The organism is Pseudomonas sp. HY7a-MNA-CIBAN-0227, from assembly GCF_040310325.1.
Classification (GTDB): domain Bacteria; phylum Pseudomonadota; class Gammaproteobacteria; order Pseudomonadales; family Pseudomonadaceae; genus Aquipseudomonas.
Map to the genome: position 1 here is coordinate 501,703 of NZ_JBEOPT010000001.1, position 14,512 is coordinate 516,214.

Here is a 14,512-nt window from a genome sequence, read left to right on the forward strand (position 1 = left end):
GTCAAAAGCCCCCCATTCCTTTTGAGAAGACGTATACCGGCGATACAGTTATTGTTTGGATCCACTCTAGCATAGCCGGTAAAGGCCAAAAGACACCATTGAAATAAGATTTTTAAAGGCTCTAAACCGGTACTTTCAGGGGATTCCCTCTAAATATCGGGTGATAACTAACAGCCGCTTAGCGGCACTTCCAAGCCTAAAATTCAGCCATCGCCCGACAGCCACGCAAAAAGCGTTTGGTGGTAAGCTCGCGCACCATGAATATCTACAGTTCTCGCCCTGTTGTCCTCTGTCTCTCCGGCCATGATCCCAGTGGTGGCGCCGGCTTGCAGGCAGATATCGAAGCCCTGCTTGCCCAGGGTTGTCATGCGGCCCCGGCCGTCACCGCGCTGACCGTGCAAAACACGGTCAATGTCAGCGATTTCCGTGTGCTGGACCGCGAATGGGTGCTGGCCCAGGCCAACGCAGTGCTCAGCGACTGCGAAGTCGCGGCGGTCAAGCTGGGCATGCTCGGCTCCACCGCAATGGTCGACACCGTGGTCGAACTGCTCAAGGAGCATCCGCACCTGCCAGTGGTCTGCGACCCAGTCCTGCGGGCGGGCGGCGGCGGCAGCCTGGGCAAGGACGAAGTCGGCTACGCCATGCGCGAACGGCTTTTGCCACTGTCGCTGATCGCCACGCCCAACCTGCCAGAAGCACGCATCCTCGCTGAATTGCCCGAAGGCAGCGCCGACGAATGCGCCGAGAAACTGCTGCCGTTTATCAAGTACCTGCTAATCACCGGCGGCCATGGCGACGAGCATGAAGTACACAATCGCCTGTACAGCCGCGACGGCAGCCACCGCACCTTTACCTGCCAGCGTTTACCCGGCAGCTATCACGGTTCCGGCTGCACCCTGGCCAGCGCCCTTGCCGGGCGCCTGGCCCAGGGCGAAGGGCTGGTCAGCGCCGTGAAATCAGCGCTCAATTACACATGGCGCACCCTACGTGACGCCGAACAACTCGGCCAGGGGCAATTTGTGCCTCGTCGTCTGCCGCTGGATTTCTGCTCGTAACACCAAGAGGCCTGCCCGATGAAACTACGTGGCCTTTACGCCATTACCGACAGCCAACTGCTGGCCGGCAAGTTACTGGCCTACGTCGAAGCGGCGTTGGACGGTGGCGTGACCCTGCTGCAGTACCGCGACAAAAGCAACGACGACGCGCGCCGCCTGCGTGAAGCAGAAAAACTGCGTGACCTGTGCTCACGTTACAAGACGCAGTTGATCATCAACGATGACGCCGAGCTGGCTGCGCGCCTGGGTGTCGGCGTGCATTTGGGCCAGACCGACGGCCCGCTGACACCGGCCCGTGCGCTGCTAGGTTCCAAGGCAATCATCGGCTCGACCTGCCACAGCCAGATCGAACTGGCCGAGCAGGCTGCCAAGGAAGGCGCCAGCTACGTCGCCTTCGGCCGTTTCTTCAATTCCAATACCAAACCCGGCGCCTCCGCCGCCACCGTTGAACTGCTGGCTCAGGCCCGCTCCCGGTTGCACCTGCCAATCTGCGTGATTGGCGGTATCACCCTGGAGAACGCCGAGCCGCTGGTGGCCCACGGTGCCGACCTGCTGGCGGTTGTCCACGGTCTGTTTGGCGCCGACAGCACCCAGGAAGTGACGCGCCGCGCCCGCGCCTTCAACGAACTGCTCACGTCTAAATAATCGATTTCAGAGAGCCCAATCATGTCCCGTTCCGAAACCCTGTTTGCCAATGCCCAAAAACACATCCCCGGTGGCGTGAACTCGCCCGTGCGTGCCTTCAAAAGCGTTGGCGGCACGCCGCTGTTCTTCAAGCACGCCGAAGGCGCCTACGTCACCGACGAAGATGACAAGCGTTATGTCGACTACGTGGGTTCCTGGGGCCCGATGATCCTCGGCCACAGCCATCCGGACGTGCTGGACGCGGTGCGTAAACAGTTGGAACACGGCTTGTCCTATGGCGCACCGACCGCCATGGAAACCGAGATGGCTGATCTGGTCTGCTCGATCGTCCCGTCGATGGAGATGGTGCGGATGGTCAGCTCCGGCACCGAAGCCACCATGAGCGCCATTCGCCTGGCCCGTGGTTTTACCGGCCGCGACAGCATCATCAAGTTCGAAGGCTGCTACCACGGTCACTCCGACAGCCTGCTGGTCAAGGCCGGCTCCGGCGCGCTGACCCAGGGCGTACCGAGTTCCGCCGGGGTGCCGGCAGCGTTTGCCAAACACACATTGACCCTGCCGTTCAACGACATCACCGCCGTTGAGCAGATGCTCAATGACGTGGGCCAGGACGTGGCGTGCATCATCGTCGAGCCAGTAGCAGGCAACATGAATTGCGTACCGCCAGCGCCTGGCTTCCTTGAAGGCCTGCGTACCCAGTGCGACAAACACGGCGTAGTGCTGATTTTCGACGAAGTGATGACCGGCTTTCGCGTCGCCCTCGGCGGCGCCCAGGCCCACTACGGCGTGAAGCCGGACCTGAGCACCTTCGGCAAGATCATCGGTGGCGGCATGCCGGTGGGCTGCTTTGGCGGCAAGCGGGAAATCATGCAGCACATCGCACCGCTGGGCCCGGTCTACCAGGCAGGCACCCTGTCGGGTAACCCGCTGGCCATGGCCGCCGGCCTGACCACTCTGCGCCTGATCAGCCGCCCAGGCTTCCACGCCGAGTTGACCGACTACACAACCCGGCTGCTGGACGGCCTGCAGCAGCGCGCCGATGCCGCCGGCATTCCGTTCGTCACCACCCAAGTAGGCGGCATGTTCGGCCTGTACTTCAGCGAGGCCGACGACATCGTCACCTTCGACGACGTGATGGGCAGCGATGCTGACCTGTTCAAGCGCTTCTTCCACCTGATGCTGGAAGGTGGTGTGTACCTGGCACCCAGCGCCTTCGAAGCCGGTTTCACCTCCATCGCCCACGGCGACGCCGAGCTAAAACTGACTCTCGATGCCGCCGAGCGCGCCTTCGCTGCCCTGAAATAAGCGGGTAAACACCTGACGTCGCCCATGGCGGCGTCAGATTTGTTACCTTGCCTGTAGAATTTTCCTTCTTTTTTCGAGAAATAACCTGCAAACCGGCAGATAACTTGCCCACGTAGCAGAAAAACGAGTAAAGACTTTGTAAGCAGAGGCCTGCTTATTTCATAATGCGCGCTTATTGGATCCCCAGCGGGTCCACGCGCCCTGTCAGAGGTAAGTCGATTCCCATGAAACGCACCGGCCGCACCCTGGTTCTGGGCTGCCTGTTGCTCCTTCAGCCCCTGCTCGCGCACGCACAAGCAGGCGGCAACTCGTTGTTAATCCCAGCGATAGGTCGTTGCACCCTCAATACCCAGCCAGAAAGCCAGGCCGAAGCCATGAGCGCGTGCCAGCAATTGGCCGAGAGTGGGGATGCGCAGGCGCAATACGAGTTGGGCGAGTTCTTCTACGACAGCAAAAATCCCTCCCGCGACCTCAACAAAGCCTTGAGCTACTTCGAGAAAGCCTCGTTGCAGGGCCATGCCCAGGCGCAATTCCAGTTGGGCACCATGTTTTTCCATGGCGAAGGCGTGCCGGCCAATAACGTTCAGGCGTATATCGTGCTGAAAATGGCGGCGGTCAACGGTGCTGAGGATGCGCTGGACACGGCCGACGAAGTGGCCGAACACATGCAGCGTGGTGAACTTGAAGTGGCGACGCAGGTACTGGGGCAGATTTTCCGTAACTATCTGCAGGAATTGCAGAGTGCAGATGGGCGCTCGCCGTTCTCGCCACTGCCTTGAGCCCAAGCGGGCTTGACACAAGCCCGCTTGCCACAAAGGTTCTGAACCCTATTTTTCAGGCATCGGCATCGGAAACGGCATGACATTGCTCATGCCCCGGGCCTCGCTGATTTTCGGCGTGCCCAGGCGCTCGACTTCGTCGATGCGCACAATCGAATGCATCGGCACAAAACTGCGCACCACGCCTTCGAACTGGGCCTTGAGTTTTTCCTCGCCCGGGTCGACGACCAGCTGTGTGCGCTCGCCAAAGACGAACTCTTCCACTTCCAGGAAGCCCCACAGATCACTTTGATAGATCTGCTTGGCGTACATTTCGAACACCTGGCCCTGGTTAAGGAAAATCACCTTGTAGATTGGAGCTTCACGTTTGGTCATGGTGGGCGGGTAACACATCGGGGATATAAAAGAGGGCGCGAACTATAGCATGGCACCCGATGCACAGTGCTAGGAACCTATCGGCATGCCCCCTATAATGCGCGGTTCTTTACCACCAGTTGACGATCCCCATGGCCAAGAAGCTTTACATCGAAACCCACGGTTGCCAGATGAACGAGTACGACAGCTCGCGCATGGTCGATCTACTGGGTGAACATCAGGCCCTGGAAGTCACCGCCCGCGCTGAAGATGCCGACGTGATCCTGCTCAATACCTGCTCGATCCGCGAACGGGCCCAAGACCGGGTCTACTCGCAACTGGGCCGCTGGCGCGAATTGAAACTGGCCAACCCGGACATGGTGATCGCCGTCGGCGGTTGCGTGGCCAGCCAGGAAGGCGCAGCGATCCGCGACCGCGCGCCCTATGTCGACGTGGTCTTCGGTCCGCAGACCCTGCACCGCCTGCCGGAAATGATCAACGCCGCCCGCCTCACCAAGCTGCCTCAGGTTGACGTCTCGTTCCCGGAAATCGAAAAATTCGACCACCTGCCCGAGCCGCGCATCGATGGCCCGAGCGCCTACGTGTCGGTGATGGAAGGCTGCAGCAAGTACTGCACCTTCTGTGTGGTGCCGTATACCCGCGGCGAAGAAGTCAGTCGTCCGTTCGACGACGTGCTGGCAGAGATCATCCACCTGGCCGAAAACGGCGTACGCGAAGTCACCCTGCTGGGGCAGAACGTCAACGGCTATCGCGGCCAGACCCACGACGGGCGCATGGCAGACCTGGCGGAGTTGATCCGCGTGGTAGCCGCCGTCGACGGCATCGAGCGTATTCGCTACACCACCTCACACCCGCTGGAATTCTCCGACAGCCTGATCCAGGCCCACGCCGAAGTGCCGGAACTGGTCAAGCACCTGCACTTGCCGGTGCAATCGGGCTCGGACCGCATCCTTTCGGCGATGAAGCGCAACCACACCGCCCTGGAATACAAATCCAAACTGCGCAAGTTGCGCGCGGCGGTGCCAGGCATCTGCATCAGTTCGGACTTTATCGTCGGCTTCCCCGGCGAGACCGAGAAAGATTTCCAGCAGACCATGAAGCTGATTGAAGACGTCGGTTTCGACTTCTCCTACTCCTTCGTCTACAGCCAGCGCCCGGGCACACCGGCTGCCGACCTGGCAGATGAAACACCGGAAGCGCTGAAAAAGGAACGCTTGAACGCCCTGCAGCATCGGCTTAACCAGCAAGGTTTCGAAATCAGCCGACAGATGGTGGGTTCGACCCAGCGCATTCTGGTCACGGACTACTCGAAGAAAGACCCGGGCGAACTGCAAGGCCGGACCGAGAACAATCGGATCGTCAACTTCCGCTGCGATAACCCGACGCTGATCGGGCAATTTGCCGATGTGCACATCGATGCGGCGCAGCCGCACTCGCTACGCGGCTCGCTGGTGCAATAATTTTCAACGCAATGAAGATCAAATGTGGGAGCTGGCTTGCCTGCGATAGCGATGTAGCAGGCAACATCGCGATTGGATGTGCCGGCCCCATCGCAGGCAAGCCAGCTCCTACAGTGGATCTCCTTTGTTCTTGAGAGCGAGGCCAGGCTATATAAGTGCTTTCGCACACCGCCTGCTGGCGTTATCCTTGATTTCATCTTAATTGCCCCAGGGCGGCTAAAAACGACCTTGAACGCACCCATAGAACCACATCGTTTTCTCCTTGAGCCCTTTGAGGCTCGCCGTTTCGCCAATCTGTGCGGACAGTTCGACGAACACCTGCGCCTGATCGAACAGCGCATGAGCATCGAGATCCGCAACCGCGGCAATCAGTTCGAGCTCATTGGTGAACCCCAACACACCACGTCTGCAGAAAACCTGATCCGTCGCCTCTACCGGGAAACCAAAGGTAGCGAGCTGTCGCCGGAAACGGTGCACCTGTACCTGCAGGAGTCGGCCGTGCAAGACCTGGCCAGTAACCCGGTGGCCGAAGCCAGCGTGGCGCTGCGCACCAAAAAAGGCATGATTCGCCCTCGCGGCTTGAATCAGCAGCGCTACGTCAAAGAGATCCTCGGTAACGACATCAACTTTGGCGTAGGCCCCGCCGGCACCGGCAAGACCTATCTGGCTGTGGCCTGCGCGGTAGACGCCCTGGAGCGCGAACAAGTGCGACGCATCCTGCTGGTGCGCCCGGCAGTGGAAGCCGGCGAGAAACTGGGTTTTCTGCCCGGCGACCTGGCACAGAAAATCGACCCGTACCTGCGCCCGCTCTACGACGCCCTCTACGAAATGCTCGGCTTCGAATACGTGGCCAAGCTGATCGAGCGCCAAGTGATCGAGATCGCTCCGCTGGCCTACATGCGCGGGCGCACCTTGACCAACAGCTTCATCATTCTCGACGAAAGCCAGAACACCACCGTCGAGCAGATGAAAATGTTCCTAACCCGTATTGGCTTCGGCTCCACGGCGGTGATCACCGGTGACATCACCCAGGTTGACCTGCCCAAGGGCACCAAGTCGGGCCTGAGCCAGGTGATCGAAGTGCTCAAGGACGTACCAGGCATCAGCTTCACCCACTTCATGCCCAAAGACGTGGTGCGCCACCCACTGGTCCAGCGCATTGTCGAAGCCTATGAGCGCTTCGAACACCGCGATGACGCATTGTCCAAGGACACTCGCCGCGATGCTTGAGCTTGATCTCCAACTGGCTACCGAAGCGGCCGCCCCCAGCGAAGAACTGTTTCGTCAATGGTGCACACTGGCCCTGCGCCAGCGCACCGCCGACTCGGAACTAACCATTCGCCTGGTGGATGAGCCCGAAGGCCGTGAACTGAATCACACCTGGCGCCAAAAAGACTACGCGACCAACGTGCTGTCGTTTCCCGCAGATGTGCCGGACGAGTTCCTGGATATCCCGCTGCTGGGGGATATGGTGATCTGCGTCGAAGTGGTAGAGCGTGAAGCGGCGGAACAAGGCAAGGAACTTGAGGCACACTGGGCCCATCTAGTCATCCACGGCTGCTTGCATCTCTTGGGTTACGACCATATAGATGATGAGGAGGCCGAGGAAATGGAAGCTCTGGAACGAACGTTGCTTGCTGAACTGGGTCATCGTGATCCGTATGCAGACGACGAAAACTGAAACAACACTTAACTGAAACAACAAAGGATTTAGAGTAATCGCTATGAGCGAAGACCGATCGAGCAACGGGCAAAAGTCATGGCTGGGGAAACTCACCCAGGCCTTTGCCCACGAGCCGAAAAACCGCCAGGAGCTGCTGGAGCTGCTGCGCGAGGCCCATCAGAACAAGTTGCTGGACAGCGAAGCGCTGGCCATCGTCGAAGGTGCCATCCAGGTCGCTGACCTGCAAGTACGGGACATCATGGTCCCGCGCTCGCAGATGATCAGCATCAAGGCGACCCAGACACCCCGGGAATTCCTCCCGGCCGTCATCGATTCGGCGCACTCGCGCTACCCGGTGATCGGCGAAAGCCACGATGACGTCATGGGCGTCCTACTGGCCAAGGACCTGCTGCCGCTGATCCTCAAGGAGAACGGCGACAGCTTCAACATCAAGGACCTGCTGCGTCCTGCCACCTTCGTTCCCGAATCCAAGCGCCTGAATGTGCTGTTGCGCGAGTTTCGCGCCAACCACAATCACATGGCCATCGTCATTGACGAATACGGCGGCGTCGCAGGTCTTGTGACCATTGAAGACGTGCTGGAACAGATCGTCGGCGACATCGAAGACGAGCACGACGTCGAAGAAGACAGCTACATCAAGCCTCTGCCCAGCGGTGATTTCCTGGTCAAGGCCCTGACGCCCATCGAGAACTTCAACGAGTTCTTCGACAGCGAATTCTCCGACGATGAATTCGACACCGTCGGTGGCCTGGTGATGAGTGCGTTCGGGCACCTGCCCAAGCGCAACGAGACCACTGAAATCGGCGCCTATCGCTTTCGCATCCTGAATGCCGACAGCCGTAGGATTCATCTGATTCGCCTGACACCTATTGCCCGCTAAGGAATGACATGCAGCGCCTAACCCGCCCCGGCTGGCCCGGTAATTTGCTGGCCGTGGTGGCCGGTGCTATCACCACACTGGCGCTGGCGCCGTACGATATCTGGCTGCTGGCGCTGCTGGCGGTGGGGTTCTTCTATGCAGGACTGCGCACACTGACGCCGCGTCAGGCCATGGGCCGAGGCTGGTGCTTCGGTTTTGGCCTGTTCGGCGCGGGCACCAGCTGGATCTACTACAGCATTCATCACTTCGGCGGCGCTTCGGTGCTGTTGGCCGGGCTGCTGATGCTGGCGTTTACCGCAGCAATTGCCTGGTTCTTTGCCTTACCCGCCTGGCTCTGGGCGCGCTGGCTGCGTCGCAATGAAGCGCCGCTGGCCGATGCCCTGGCCTTTGCTGCGCTGTGGGTGGCCCAGGAAGCCTTTCGCGGCTGGTTCCTCACCGGTTTCCCGTGGCTCTATTCCGGTTACAGCCAGCTTGACGGCCCCCTCGCCGGCCTCGCGCCGATGGGTGGGATTTGGCTGATTTCCTTTGCCCTGGCGCTGACTGCGGCGCTGATCTGCAACCTGCCGCGCTTGCTGGTCGCCAAACGTAATGCGTTTATCGGCGCGGGCCTGGTGCTGCTGGTGGCTCCGTGGGCGATTGGCCTGGCACTCAAGCACTATGCCTGGACCAGCCCGGCAGGCCCGGCGCTGACAGTGGCGGCGCTTCAGGGCAATATCGAACAAAGCATGAAGTGGGACCCGGATCAGCTCAATGCACAGCTGGCGCTTTACCGCGATATGAGTTTCGCCTCCAAGCGTGTCGATCTACTGGTCTGGCCGGAAACCGCAGTCCCGGTGCTCAAGGAATCCGTCGAAGGCTACCTGGGCATGATGGGCAAGTTCGCCGCTGATCGGAACACTGCGCTAATCACTGGCGTACCTATTCGCCAGGAACTGCACGGTGAAAAGCGCTACTTCAATGGCATCACCGTGGTCGGCGAAGGTGATGGCACTTACTTGAAGCAAAAACTGGTGCCCTTTGGCGAATACGTGCCGCTGCAAGACCTGCTGCGAGGCCTGATTGCCTTCTTCGACTTGCCGATGTCAGACTTCGCCCGCGGCCCTGCTGACCAGGCGCTGCTGCAAGCCAAGGGCTATCAGATTGCGCCGTACATTTGCTACGAAGTGGTCTACCCGGAGTTCGCCGCCAGCCTAGCGGCCCGCAGCGATCTGTTGCTGACCATCAGCAATGACACCTGGTTCGGCACCTCTATCGGGCCGTTGCAGCACCTGCAAATGGCCCAGATGCGCGCCCTTGAAGCCGGTCGCTGGATGATTCGCGCCACCAACAACGGCGTCACTGGCCTGATCAACCCGTTTGGCCAGATCACCGAGCAGATCCCGCAGTTCGAGCGCGGCATTCTCTATGGCGAAGTGGTGCCGATGCACAATCTGACGCCGTACCTGCAATGGCGGTCGTGGCCGTTGATCATTGTGTGTCTGGGGTTGTTTGGCTGGGCGTTATTGGCCGGTCGGATGTCGAAGACCGTGTAGGGGCTAGCTTGCTCCTACCGGTAAAACAACCGATAGCCCACTTGCCCCACTGCCTCATTCATCAGTTGCCCGCTCTGCCACACCGACTTGAACTCCGGCATCCAGCCGCCCAGCGGCCTGGCATTGTCCACACCGAGAAAGCCCACTGGCGCGGGCACCACGGTGAAGCCCGCCTTTTCAAAGCTCCAGCGCGAACGGGGCATGTGCCAGGCCTGGGTCACGACCACTACCCGTTTGATCCCCAACGGCAACAACACTTCGGCGCTCATCCGGGCATTTTCCCACGTGGTGCGGCTGCGCTCTTCCTTCCAGTGCACGGTCACGCCAAAGTCATTCAACATCGACTCGGCCATCAACGCCGCCTCGCTGGGCGGCATGCCGTAATGCAGGCCACCGCTGGTCAGCACCGGCAAGCCCGAAGCCTTGGCCAATCTCGCGGCATAGCGTTCCCGCTCAAGGCCAATACCGGTCGGCTGATCTGAGCCCCAGGCCGGATCACCCCGTTCACGCCCCGAACCCAACACCACAATGGCATCGGCTCGCTGCGCCAGGGCTGCCCAGCTATCCAGGGCCAACGGCGGCTCGGTTTCCAGGGCTCTCGCGCTCCACTCCACGACTACCGGCAAACTCATCAGCCACATCCCGCCCAGCCCCAAGGCAAAACACGCCCCGGCCAGTCGCGGGCGGCTGCGTCGAAACCACCAGGCAAGCGCCAACAACAGCAAGAGAATGCCGGGCGGCAACAGCAACTGCTTAATGAAATAACGAATAGGCATCGAGCATCTCCAAAGATGCCCGAAGCCTAAGGTGTAACGGGGTTTAACGACAATCTTTACAAGAACAAAACAGCGACAATTGCGAGGTAACGCTGATCAAACGACACATGACGACGCACGTTACTTGAACCGCACGGACCGGAGTTTTTCCGGCCCGCGGCCAGCCGACAAGTCCTTGAGCCACACCACCTTGGCCGATCGCGCGGGCTCGCTGGCTGGCGGGGGAGCCACCCATTGCGGTGCCGTACGCTCGCTCAAGTCCAGATAGGCCTTGATCACTTCAAACTCCGCAGGGCTCAAACCCCGCAGTTCCAACTCCTCGGGCCGTTCATCACGCAACCGAGCTGCTGTCCTTGCTACATCCAGTGCACGACCCAAACGGTCGATCAGTCCTTCATAAACTTCCGGTTTCGTTAACATTCGCTGCGAATCAACCATCCCCTCACCTCATTGAAGATAAGACTCACTCCCCACTAAACAGCGTAGCTGCGCTGGCGAAACCAATCTGGCGCCGCGACCAACGGCCAGCGGGGCGCAATCAGGGTTTCCCTCGATAGAGTGGGGTCATGTATGCTACGGCGCTTCCTGTAACTCCACTTCCAGCAGGGTTTGGGCATGGACGCGCCGTTTTTGGTGTCGATCAACCCGAGCAGTGCATTGAAGAGGATTAGGCCACCCCTATTCAGTTCAAAAGTAGCCATGCACGAACATTACCAGCCCCGTGAAATAGAAAATGCCGCCCAGTCGTTCTGGGACGAGCAAAAGTCCTTTGAAGTCAGTGAACAGCCAGGCAAGGAGACTTTCTATTGCCTGTCGATGTTCCCTTACCCCAGCGGAAAGCTACACATGGGGCACGTGCGTAACTACACCATCGGCGACGTGATCTCCCGCTACCAGCGCATGCAAGGCAAGAATGTCCTGCAACCCATGGGTTGGGACGCCTTCGGCATGCCGGCGGAAAACGCCGCGATGAAAAATAACGTGGCCCCCGCCAAGTGGACCTACGAAAACATCGCCTACATGAAGACCCAGCTGCGCAGCCTGGGCCTAGCGGTGGACTGGTCCCGCGAAGTGACCACCTGCAAGCCCGATTACTACCGTTGGGAACAATGGCTGTTCACTCGCCTGTTCGAAAAAGGCGTGATCTACCGCAAGAACGGCACCGTCAACTGGGACCCAGTGGACCAGACCGTACTGGCCAACGAACAGGTAATCGACGGTCGCGGCTGGCGTTCCGGCGCGCTGATCGAAAAGCGCGAAATCCCGATGTACTACTTCAAGATCACCGCCTACGCGGATGAACTCTTGTCGAGCCTCGATGACCTGCCGGGTTGGCCCGAGCAAGTCAAAACCATGCAACGTAACTGGATTGGCAAATCCCGTGGCATGGAAGTGCAGTTCCCTTACAACGTCGATTCCATTGGCGAAGCGGGCGTACTGAAAGTCTTCACTACCCGTCCGGACACCCTGATGGGCGCGACCTACGTCGCCGTGGCCGCCGAACACCCGCTGGCCACCCTCGCCGCACAAAACAACCCTGAGCTGCAGGCGTTCATCGCTGAATGCAAAGGCGGCAGCGTCGCCGAAGCCGACGTCGCCACCCAAGAGAAAAAAGGCCTGCCGACCTCGCTGTTCGTCGAGCACCCGCTGACCGGCGAGAAGCTGCCGGTGTGGGTCGCCAACTACGTACTGATGCACTACGGCGATGGCGCCGTAATGGCAGTGCCGGCTCACGACGAGCGTGATTTCGAATTCGCCACCAAGTACAGCCTGCCAATCAAGTCGGTAGTGCGTACCAGCTCCGGTGACACCAACCCGGCCCCGTGGCAGGACGCCTACGGTGAACACGGCGAACTGATCAACTCCGATGAATTCAACGGCCTGGACTTCGAAGGCGCCTTTGACGCCATGGAAGTCGCACTGATCAAGAAAAACCTCGGTGCCTCGCGCACTCAGTTCCGCCTGCGCGACTGGGGCATCAGCCGCCAGCGCTACTGGGGCTGCCCGATCCCGATCGTCCACTGCGAAACCTGCGGTGACGTGCCGGTGCCGGAAGACCAGTTGCCGGTAATATTGCCGGAAGACGTGGTACCGGATGGCGCCGGTTCACCGCTGGCGCGCATGCCCGAGTTCTACGAATGTGCTTGCCCGAAATGCGGCGCGCCTGCCAAGCGTGAAACCGACACCATGGACACCTTCGTCGAGTCCTCGTGGTACTACGCCCGCTACGCCTCGCCACATTATGAAGGCGGCCTGGTAGAAAAATCCGCGGCCGACCACTGGTTGCCAGTGGATCAATACATCGGCGGCATCGAACACGCGATTCTGCACCTGCTGTATGCGCGCTTCTTTCACAAGCTGATGCGTGACGAAGGCCTGGTCAGCTCCGACGAGCCGTTCAAGAACCTGCTGACCCAAGGCATGGTGATTGCCGAGACTTACTACCGTCGCGAAGCCAATGGCGCCTACACGTGGTTCAACCCGGCGGACGTCGAGTTGGTGCGTGACAGCAAGGCCAAGGTTATCAGCGCCAAGTTGATCTGCGACGGCCTGCCGGTGGAAATCGGCGGCACCGAGAAGATGGCCAAGTCGAAGAACAATGGCGTCGACCCGCAGTCGATGATCGACCAGTTCGGCGCAGACACCTGCCGCCTGTTCATGATGTTCGCCTCACCGCCTGACATGAGCGCTGAATGGTCCGACTCCGGCGTCGAAGGTTCCCATCGTTTCCTCAAGCGCGTCTGGCGTCTGGCCCATGCCCACGTCAGCCAGGGCTTGCCGGGCAAGCTGGACCTGAACAAGCTCAACGATGAACAGAAAGCCATTCGTCGCAGTACCCACCTGGCCATCAAGCAAGCCAGCCAGGACGTTGGCCAGCACCACAAATTCAACACCGCCATCGCCCAGGTGATGACGCTGATGAACGTGCTGGAAAAAGCACCTCAGGTCACTGCACAAGATCGCGCACTGGTACAGGAAGGCCTGGAAACGGTCACCCTGCTGCTGGCACCGATCACTCCGCACATCAGCCATGAGTTGTGGAGCCAATTGGGCCACAACGACGTAGTCATCGACGCCGGCTGGCCGGTGCTGGATGACAGCGCGCTGGTGCAGGACACACTGCAGTTAGTGATTCAGGTCAACGGCAAACTGCGCGGCCAGATCGACATGCCTGCCAGCGCCAGCCGTGAAGACGTTGAAGCCGCCGCTCGCAGCAATGAAAACGTGCTGCGCTTTACCGAAGGCCTGACCATCCGCAAAGTGATCGTCGTGCCCGGCAAACTGGTCAACATCGTCGCTAGCTAATCGGATCGGGCGCCAGGGCATGCACCTGGCGCCGAACAAAACCTCCAGGGCCTCGATAAGGCCCACATGGTTTCAAGGGGAGCAACAAAATGATCAAACGCAATCTGCTGGTTATGGGTCTTGCCGTGCTGCTGAGCGCTTGCGGCTTCCAGCTGCGCGGCACCGGCACCACTGAACTGGCGATCAAGGAACTGGACCTCAGCGCCCGCAACGCCTACGGTGATACCGTGACGCAACTGCGCCAGGTGCTGGAAAACAGCGGCGTCAAAGTCTATACCGGTGCGCCTTACAAGCTGGTCCTGGTCAACGAGCAGGAAACCCAGCGCAACCTCAGCTACGCCAGCGCTGGCCGTGCGTCGGACATCGAACTGAGCACCGTGCTCAACTTCGAGATCCAGGGCCACGACAACCTGCCGTTGATGGGTGACAAACTGCAAGTGCAGAAAGTCGTAAGCCACGACGGCAACAACCTGGTGGGTTCAGATTCGGAAACCATCCAGGTTCGCAAGGAAATGCGTCGTGACTTGGTCCAGCGCATGGTCCTGCGCCTGCAACTGCTGAGCCCGGCACAACTGGATGCCCTGCAGCAGACCGCTGATGCCAAGGCCAAGGCTGACGCCGATGCGCTGAAAGCTGCGCAAGAGTACGAAAACAGCACACCGAAGCAGTCGCCAATCGAAATCCCTGCCGAGTAAGCCACACGGGGCGCGTCACG

14 protein-coding genes are annotated in these 14,512 nt (G+C 59.9%); 11 read left to right on the forward strand and 3 right to left on the reverse strand.

From position 1 onward, the window contains the following. Positions 1-257 precede the first annotated feature (257 nt). From AAEZ06_RS02320 to AAEZ06_RS02335, 4 genes are all read left to right on the forward strand, one after another. The gene (locus AAEZ06_RS02320) at positions 258-1,055 is read left to right on the forward strand and encodes a hydroxymethylpyrimidine/phosphomethylpyrimidine kinase (RefSeq protein ID WP_149414733.1); all 798 of its coding nucleotides are present in this window, start codon (positions 258-260) and stop codon (positions 1,053-1,055) included. Between the two features lie 18 nt (positions 1,056-1,073). Next, positions 1,074-1,700: a thiamine phosphate synthase gene (gene thiE / locus AAEZ06_RS02325; RefSeq protein WP_350612688.1), complete on the forward strand. Its 627-nt coding sequence runs from the start codon at positions 1,074-1,076 to the stop codon at positions 1,698-1,700. 21 nt (positions 1,701-1,721) lie between these two features. Further along, on the forward strand, positions 1,722-3,005 hold the full coding sequence (gene hemL, locus AAEZ06_RS02330; protein WP_149414735.1) for a glutamate-1-semialdehyde 2,1-aminomutase: 1,284 nt from the start codon (positions 1,722-1,724) through the stop codon (positions 3,003-3,005). A gap of 224 nt (positions 3,006-3,229) precedes the next feature. After that, complete coding sequence (locus AAEZ06_RS02335; protein WP_149414736.1) at positions 3,230-3,784, forward strand: tetratricopeptide repeat protein; 555 nt, start codon at positions 3,230-3,232, stop codon at positions 3,782-3,784. 48 nt (positions 3,785-3,832) lie between these two features. On the opposite strand, the gene AAEZ06_RS02340 is transcribed toward AAEZ06_RS02335, so the two are convergent. After that, entirely contained in the window at positions 3,833-4,159 is a 327-nt protein-coding gene (locus tag AAEZ06_RS02340; RefSeq protein ID WP_003215457.1) for a DUF1820 family protein, read from the reverse strand. A gap of 131 nt (positions 4,160-4,290) precedes the next feature. Here AAEZ06_RS02340 and miaB point away from each other — a divergent pair, with 131 nt between their 5' ends. From miaB to lnt, 5 genes are all read left to right on the forward strand, one after another. Next, positions 4,291-5,619 (forward strand): tRNA (N6-isopentenyl adenosine(37)-C2)-methylthiotransferase MiaB, encoded by a 1,329-nt coding sequence (gene miaB / locus AAEZ06_RS02345; protein WP_149414737.1) that lies wholly within the window; start codon positions 4,291-4,293, stop codon positions 5,617-5,619. Positions 5,620-5,847: 228 nt separating this feature from the next. Beyond that, positions 5,848-6,849 carry a PhoH family protein gene (locus AAEZ06_RS02350; protein ID WP_149414738.1) on the forward strand — a complete coding sequence of 334 codons (1,002 nt, stop codon included), beginning with the start codon at positions 5,848-5,850 and terminating at the stop codon, positions 6,847-6,849. Then, positions 6,842-7,300: an rRNA maturation RNase YbeY gene (ybeY, locus tag AAEZ06_RS02355; RefSeq protein WP_149414739.1), complete on the forward strand. Its 459-nt coding sequence runs from the start codon at positions 6,842-6,844 to the stop codon at positions 7,298-7,300. Before AAEZ06_RS02350 ends, ybeY begins: the two co-directional genes overlap by 8 nt. Before the next feature lie 43 nt (positions 7,301-7,343). After that, a complete protein-coding gene (locus AAEZ06_RS02360) occupies positions 7,344-8,183 on the forward strand; it encodes a CorC family transporter (protein ID WP_005791724.1) in 840 nt (279 codons plus the stop codon). Positions 8,184-8,191: 8 nt separating this feature from the next. Beyond that, complete coding sequence (lnt, locus tag AAEZ06_RS02365) at positions 8,192-9,715, forward strand: apolipoprotein N-acyltransferase (RefSeq protein ID WP_149414740.1); 1,524 nt, start codon at positions 8,192-8,194, stop codon at positions 9,713-9,715. A gap of 14 nt (positions 9,716-9,729) precedes the next feature. On the opposite strand, the gene AAEZ06_RS02370 is transcribed toward lnt, so the two are convergent. Together AAEZ06_RS02370 and AAEZ06_RS02375 are read right to left on the reverse strand one after the other, a co-directional pair. Further along, on the reverse strand, positions 9,730-10,491 hold the full coding sequence (locus AAEZ06_RS02370) for a YdcF family protein (protein WP_149414741.1): 762 nt from the start codon (positions 10,489-10,491) through the stop codon (positions 9,730-9,732). A 120-nt stretch (positions 10,492-10,611) separates the two neighbouring features. Beyond that, positions 10,612-10,929, reverse strand: coding sequence for a hypothetical protein (locus AAEZ06_RS02375; protein WP_149414742.1), 318 nt, complete (start codon positions 10,927-10,929; stop codon positions 10,612-10,614). Between the two features lie 261 nt (positions 10,930-11,190). Between AAEZ06_RS02375 and leuS the strand changes: the two genes are divergently transcribed. Together leuS and AAEZ06_RS02385 are read left to right on the forward strand one after the other, a co-directional pair. After that, entirely contained in the window at positions 11,191-13,797 is a 2,607-nt protein-coding gene (gene leuS / locus AAEZ06_RS02380) for a leucine--tRNA ligase (RefSeq protein ID WP_149414743.1), read from the forward strand. 89 nt (positions 13,798-13,886) lie between these two features. Continuing rightward, positions 13,887-14,492 carry an LPS-assembly lipoprotein LptE gene (locus AAEZ06_RS02385; RefSeq protein ID WP_133100057.1) on the forward strand — a complete coding sequence of 202 codons (606 nt, stop codon included), beginning with the start codon at positions 13,887-13,889 and terminating at the stop codon, positions 14,490-14,492. The last annotated feature ends 20 nt before the right edge of the window (positions 14,493-14,512 follow it).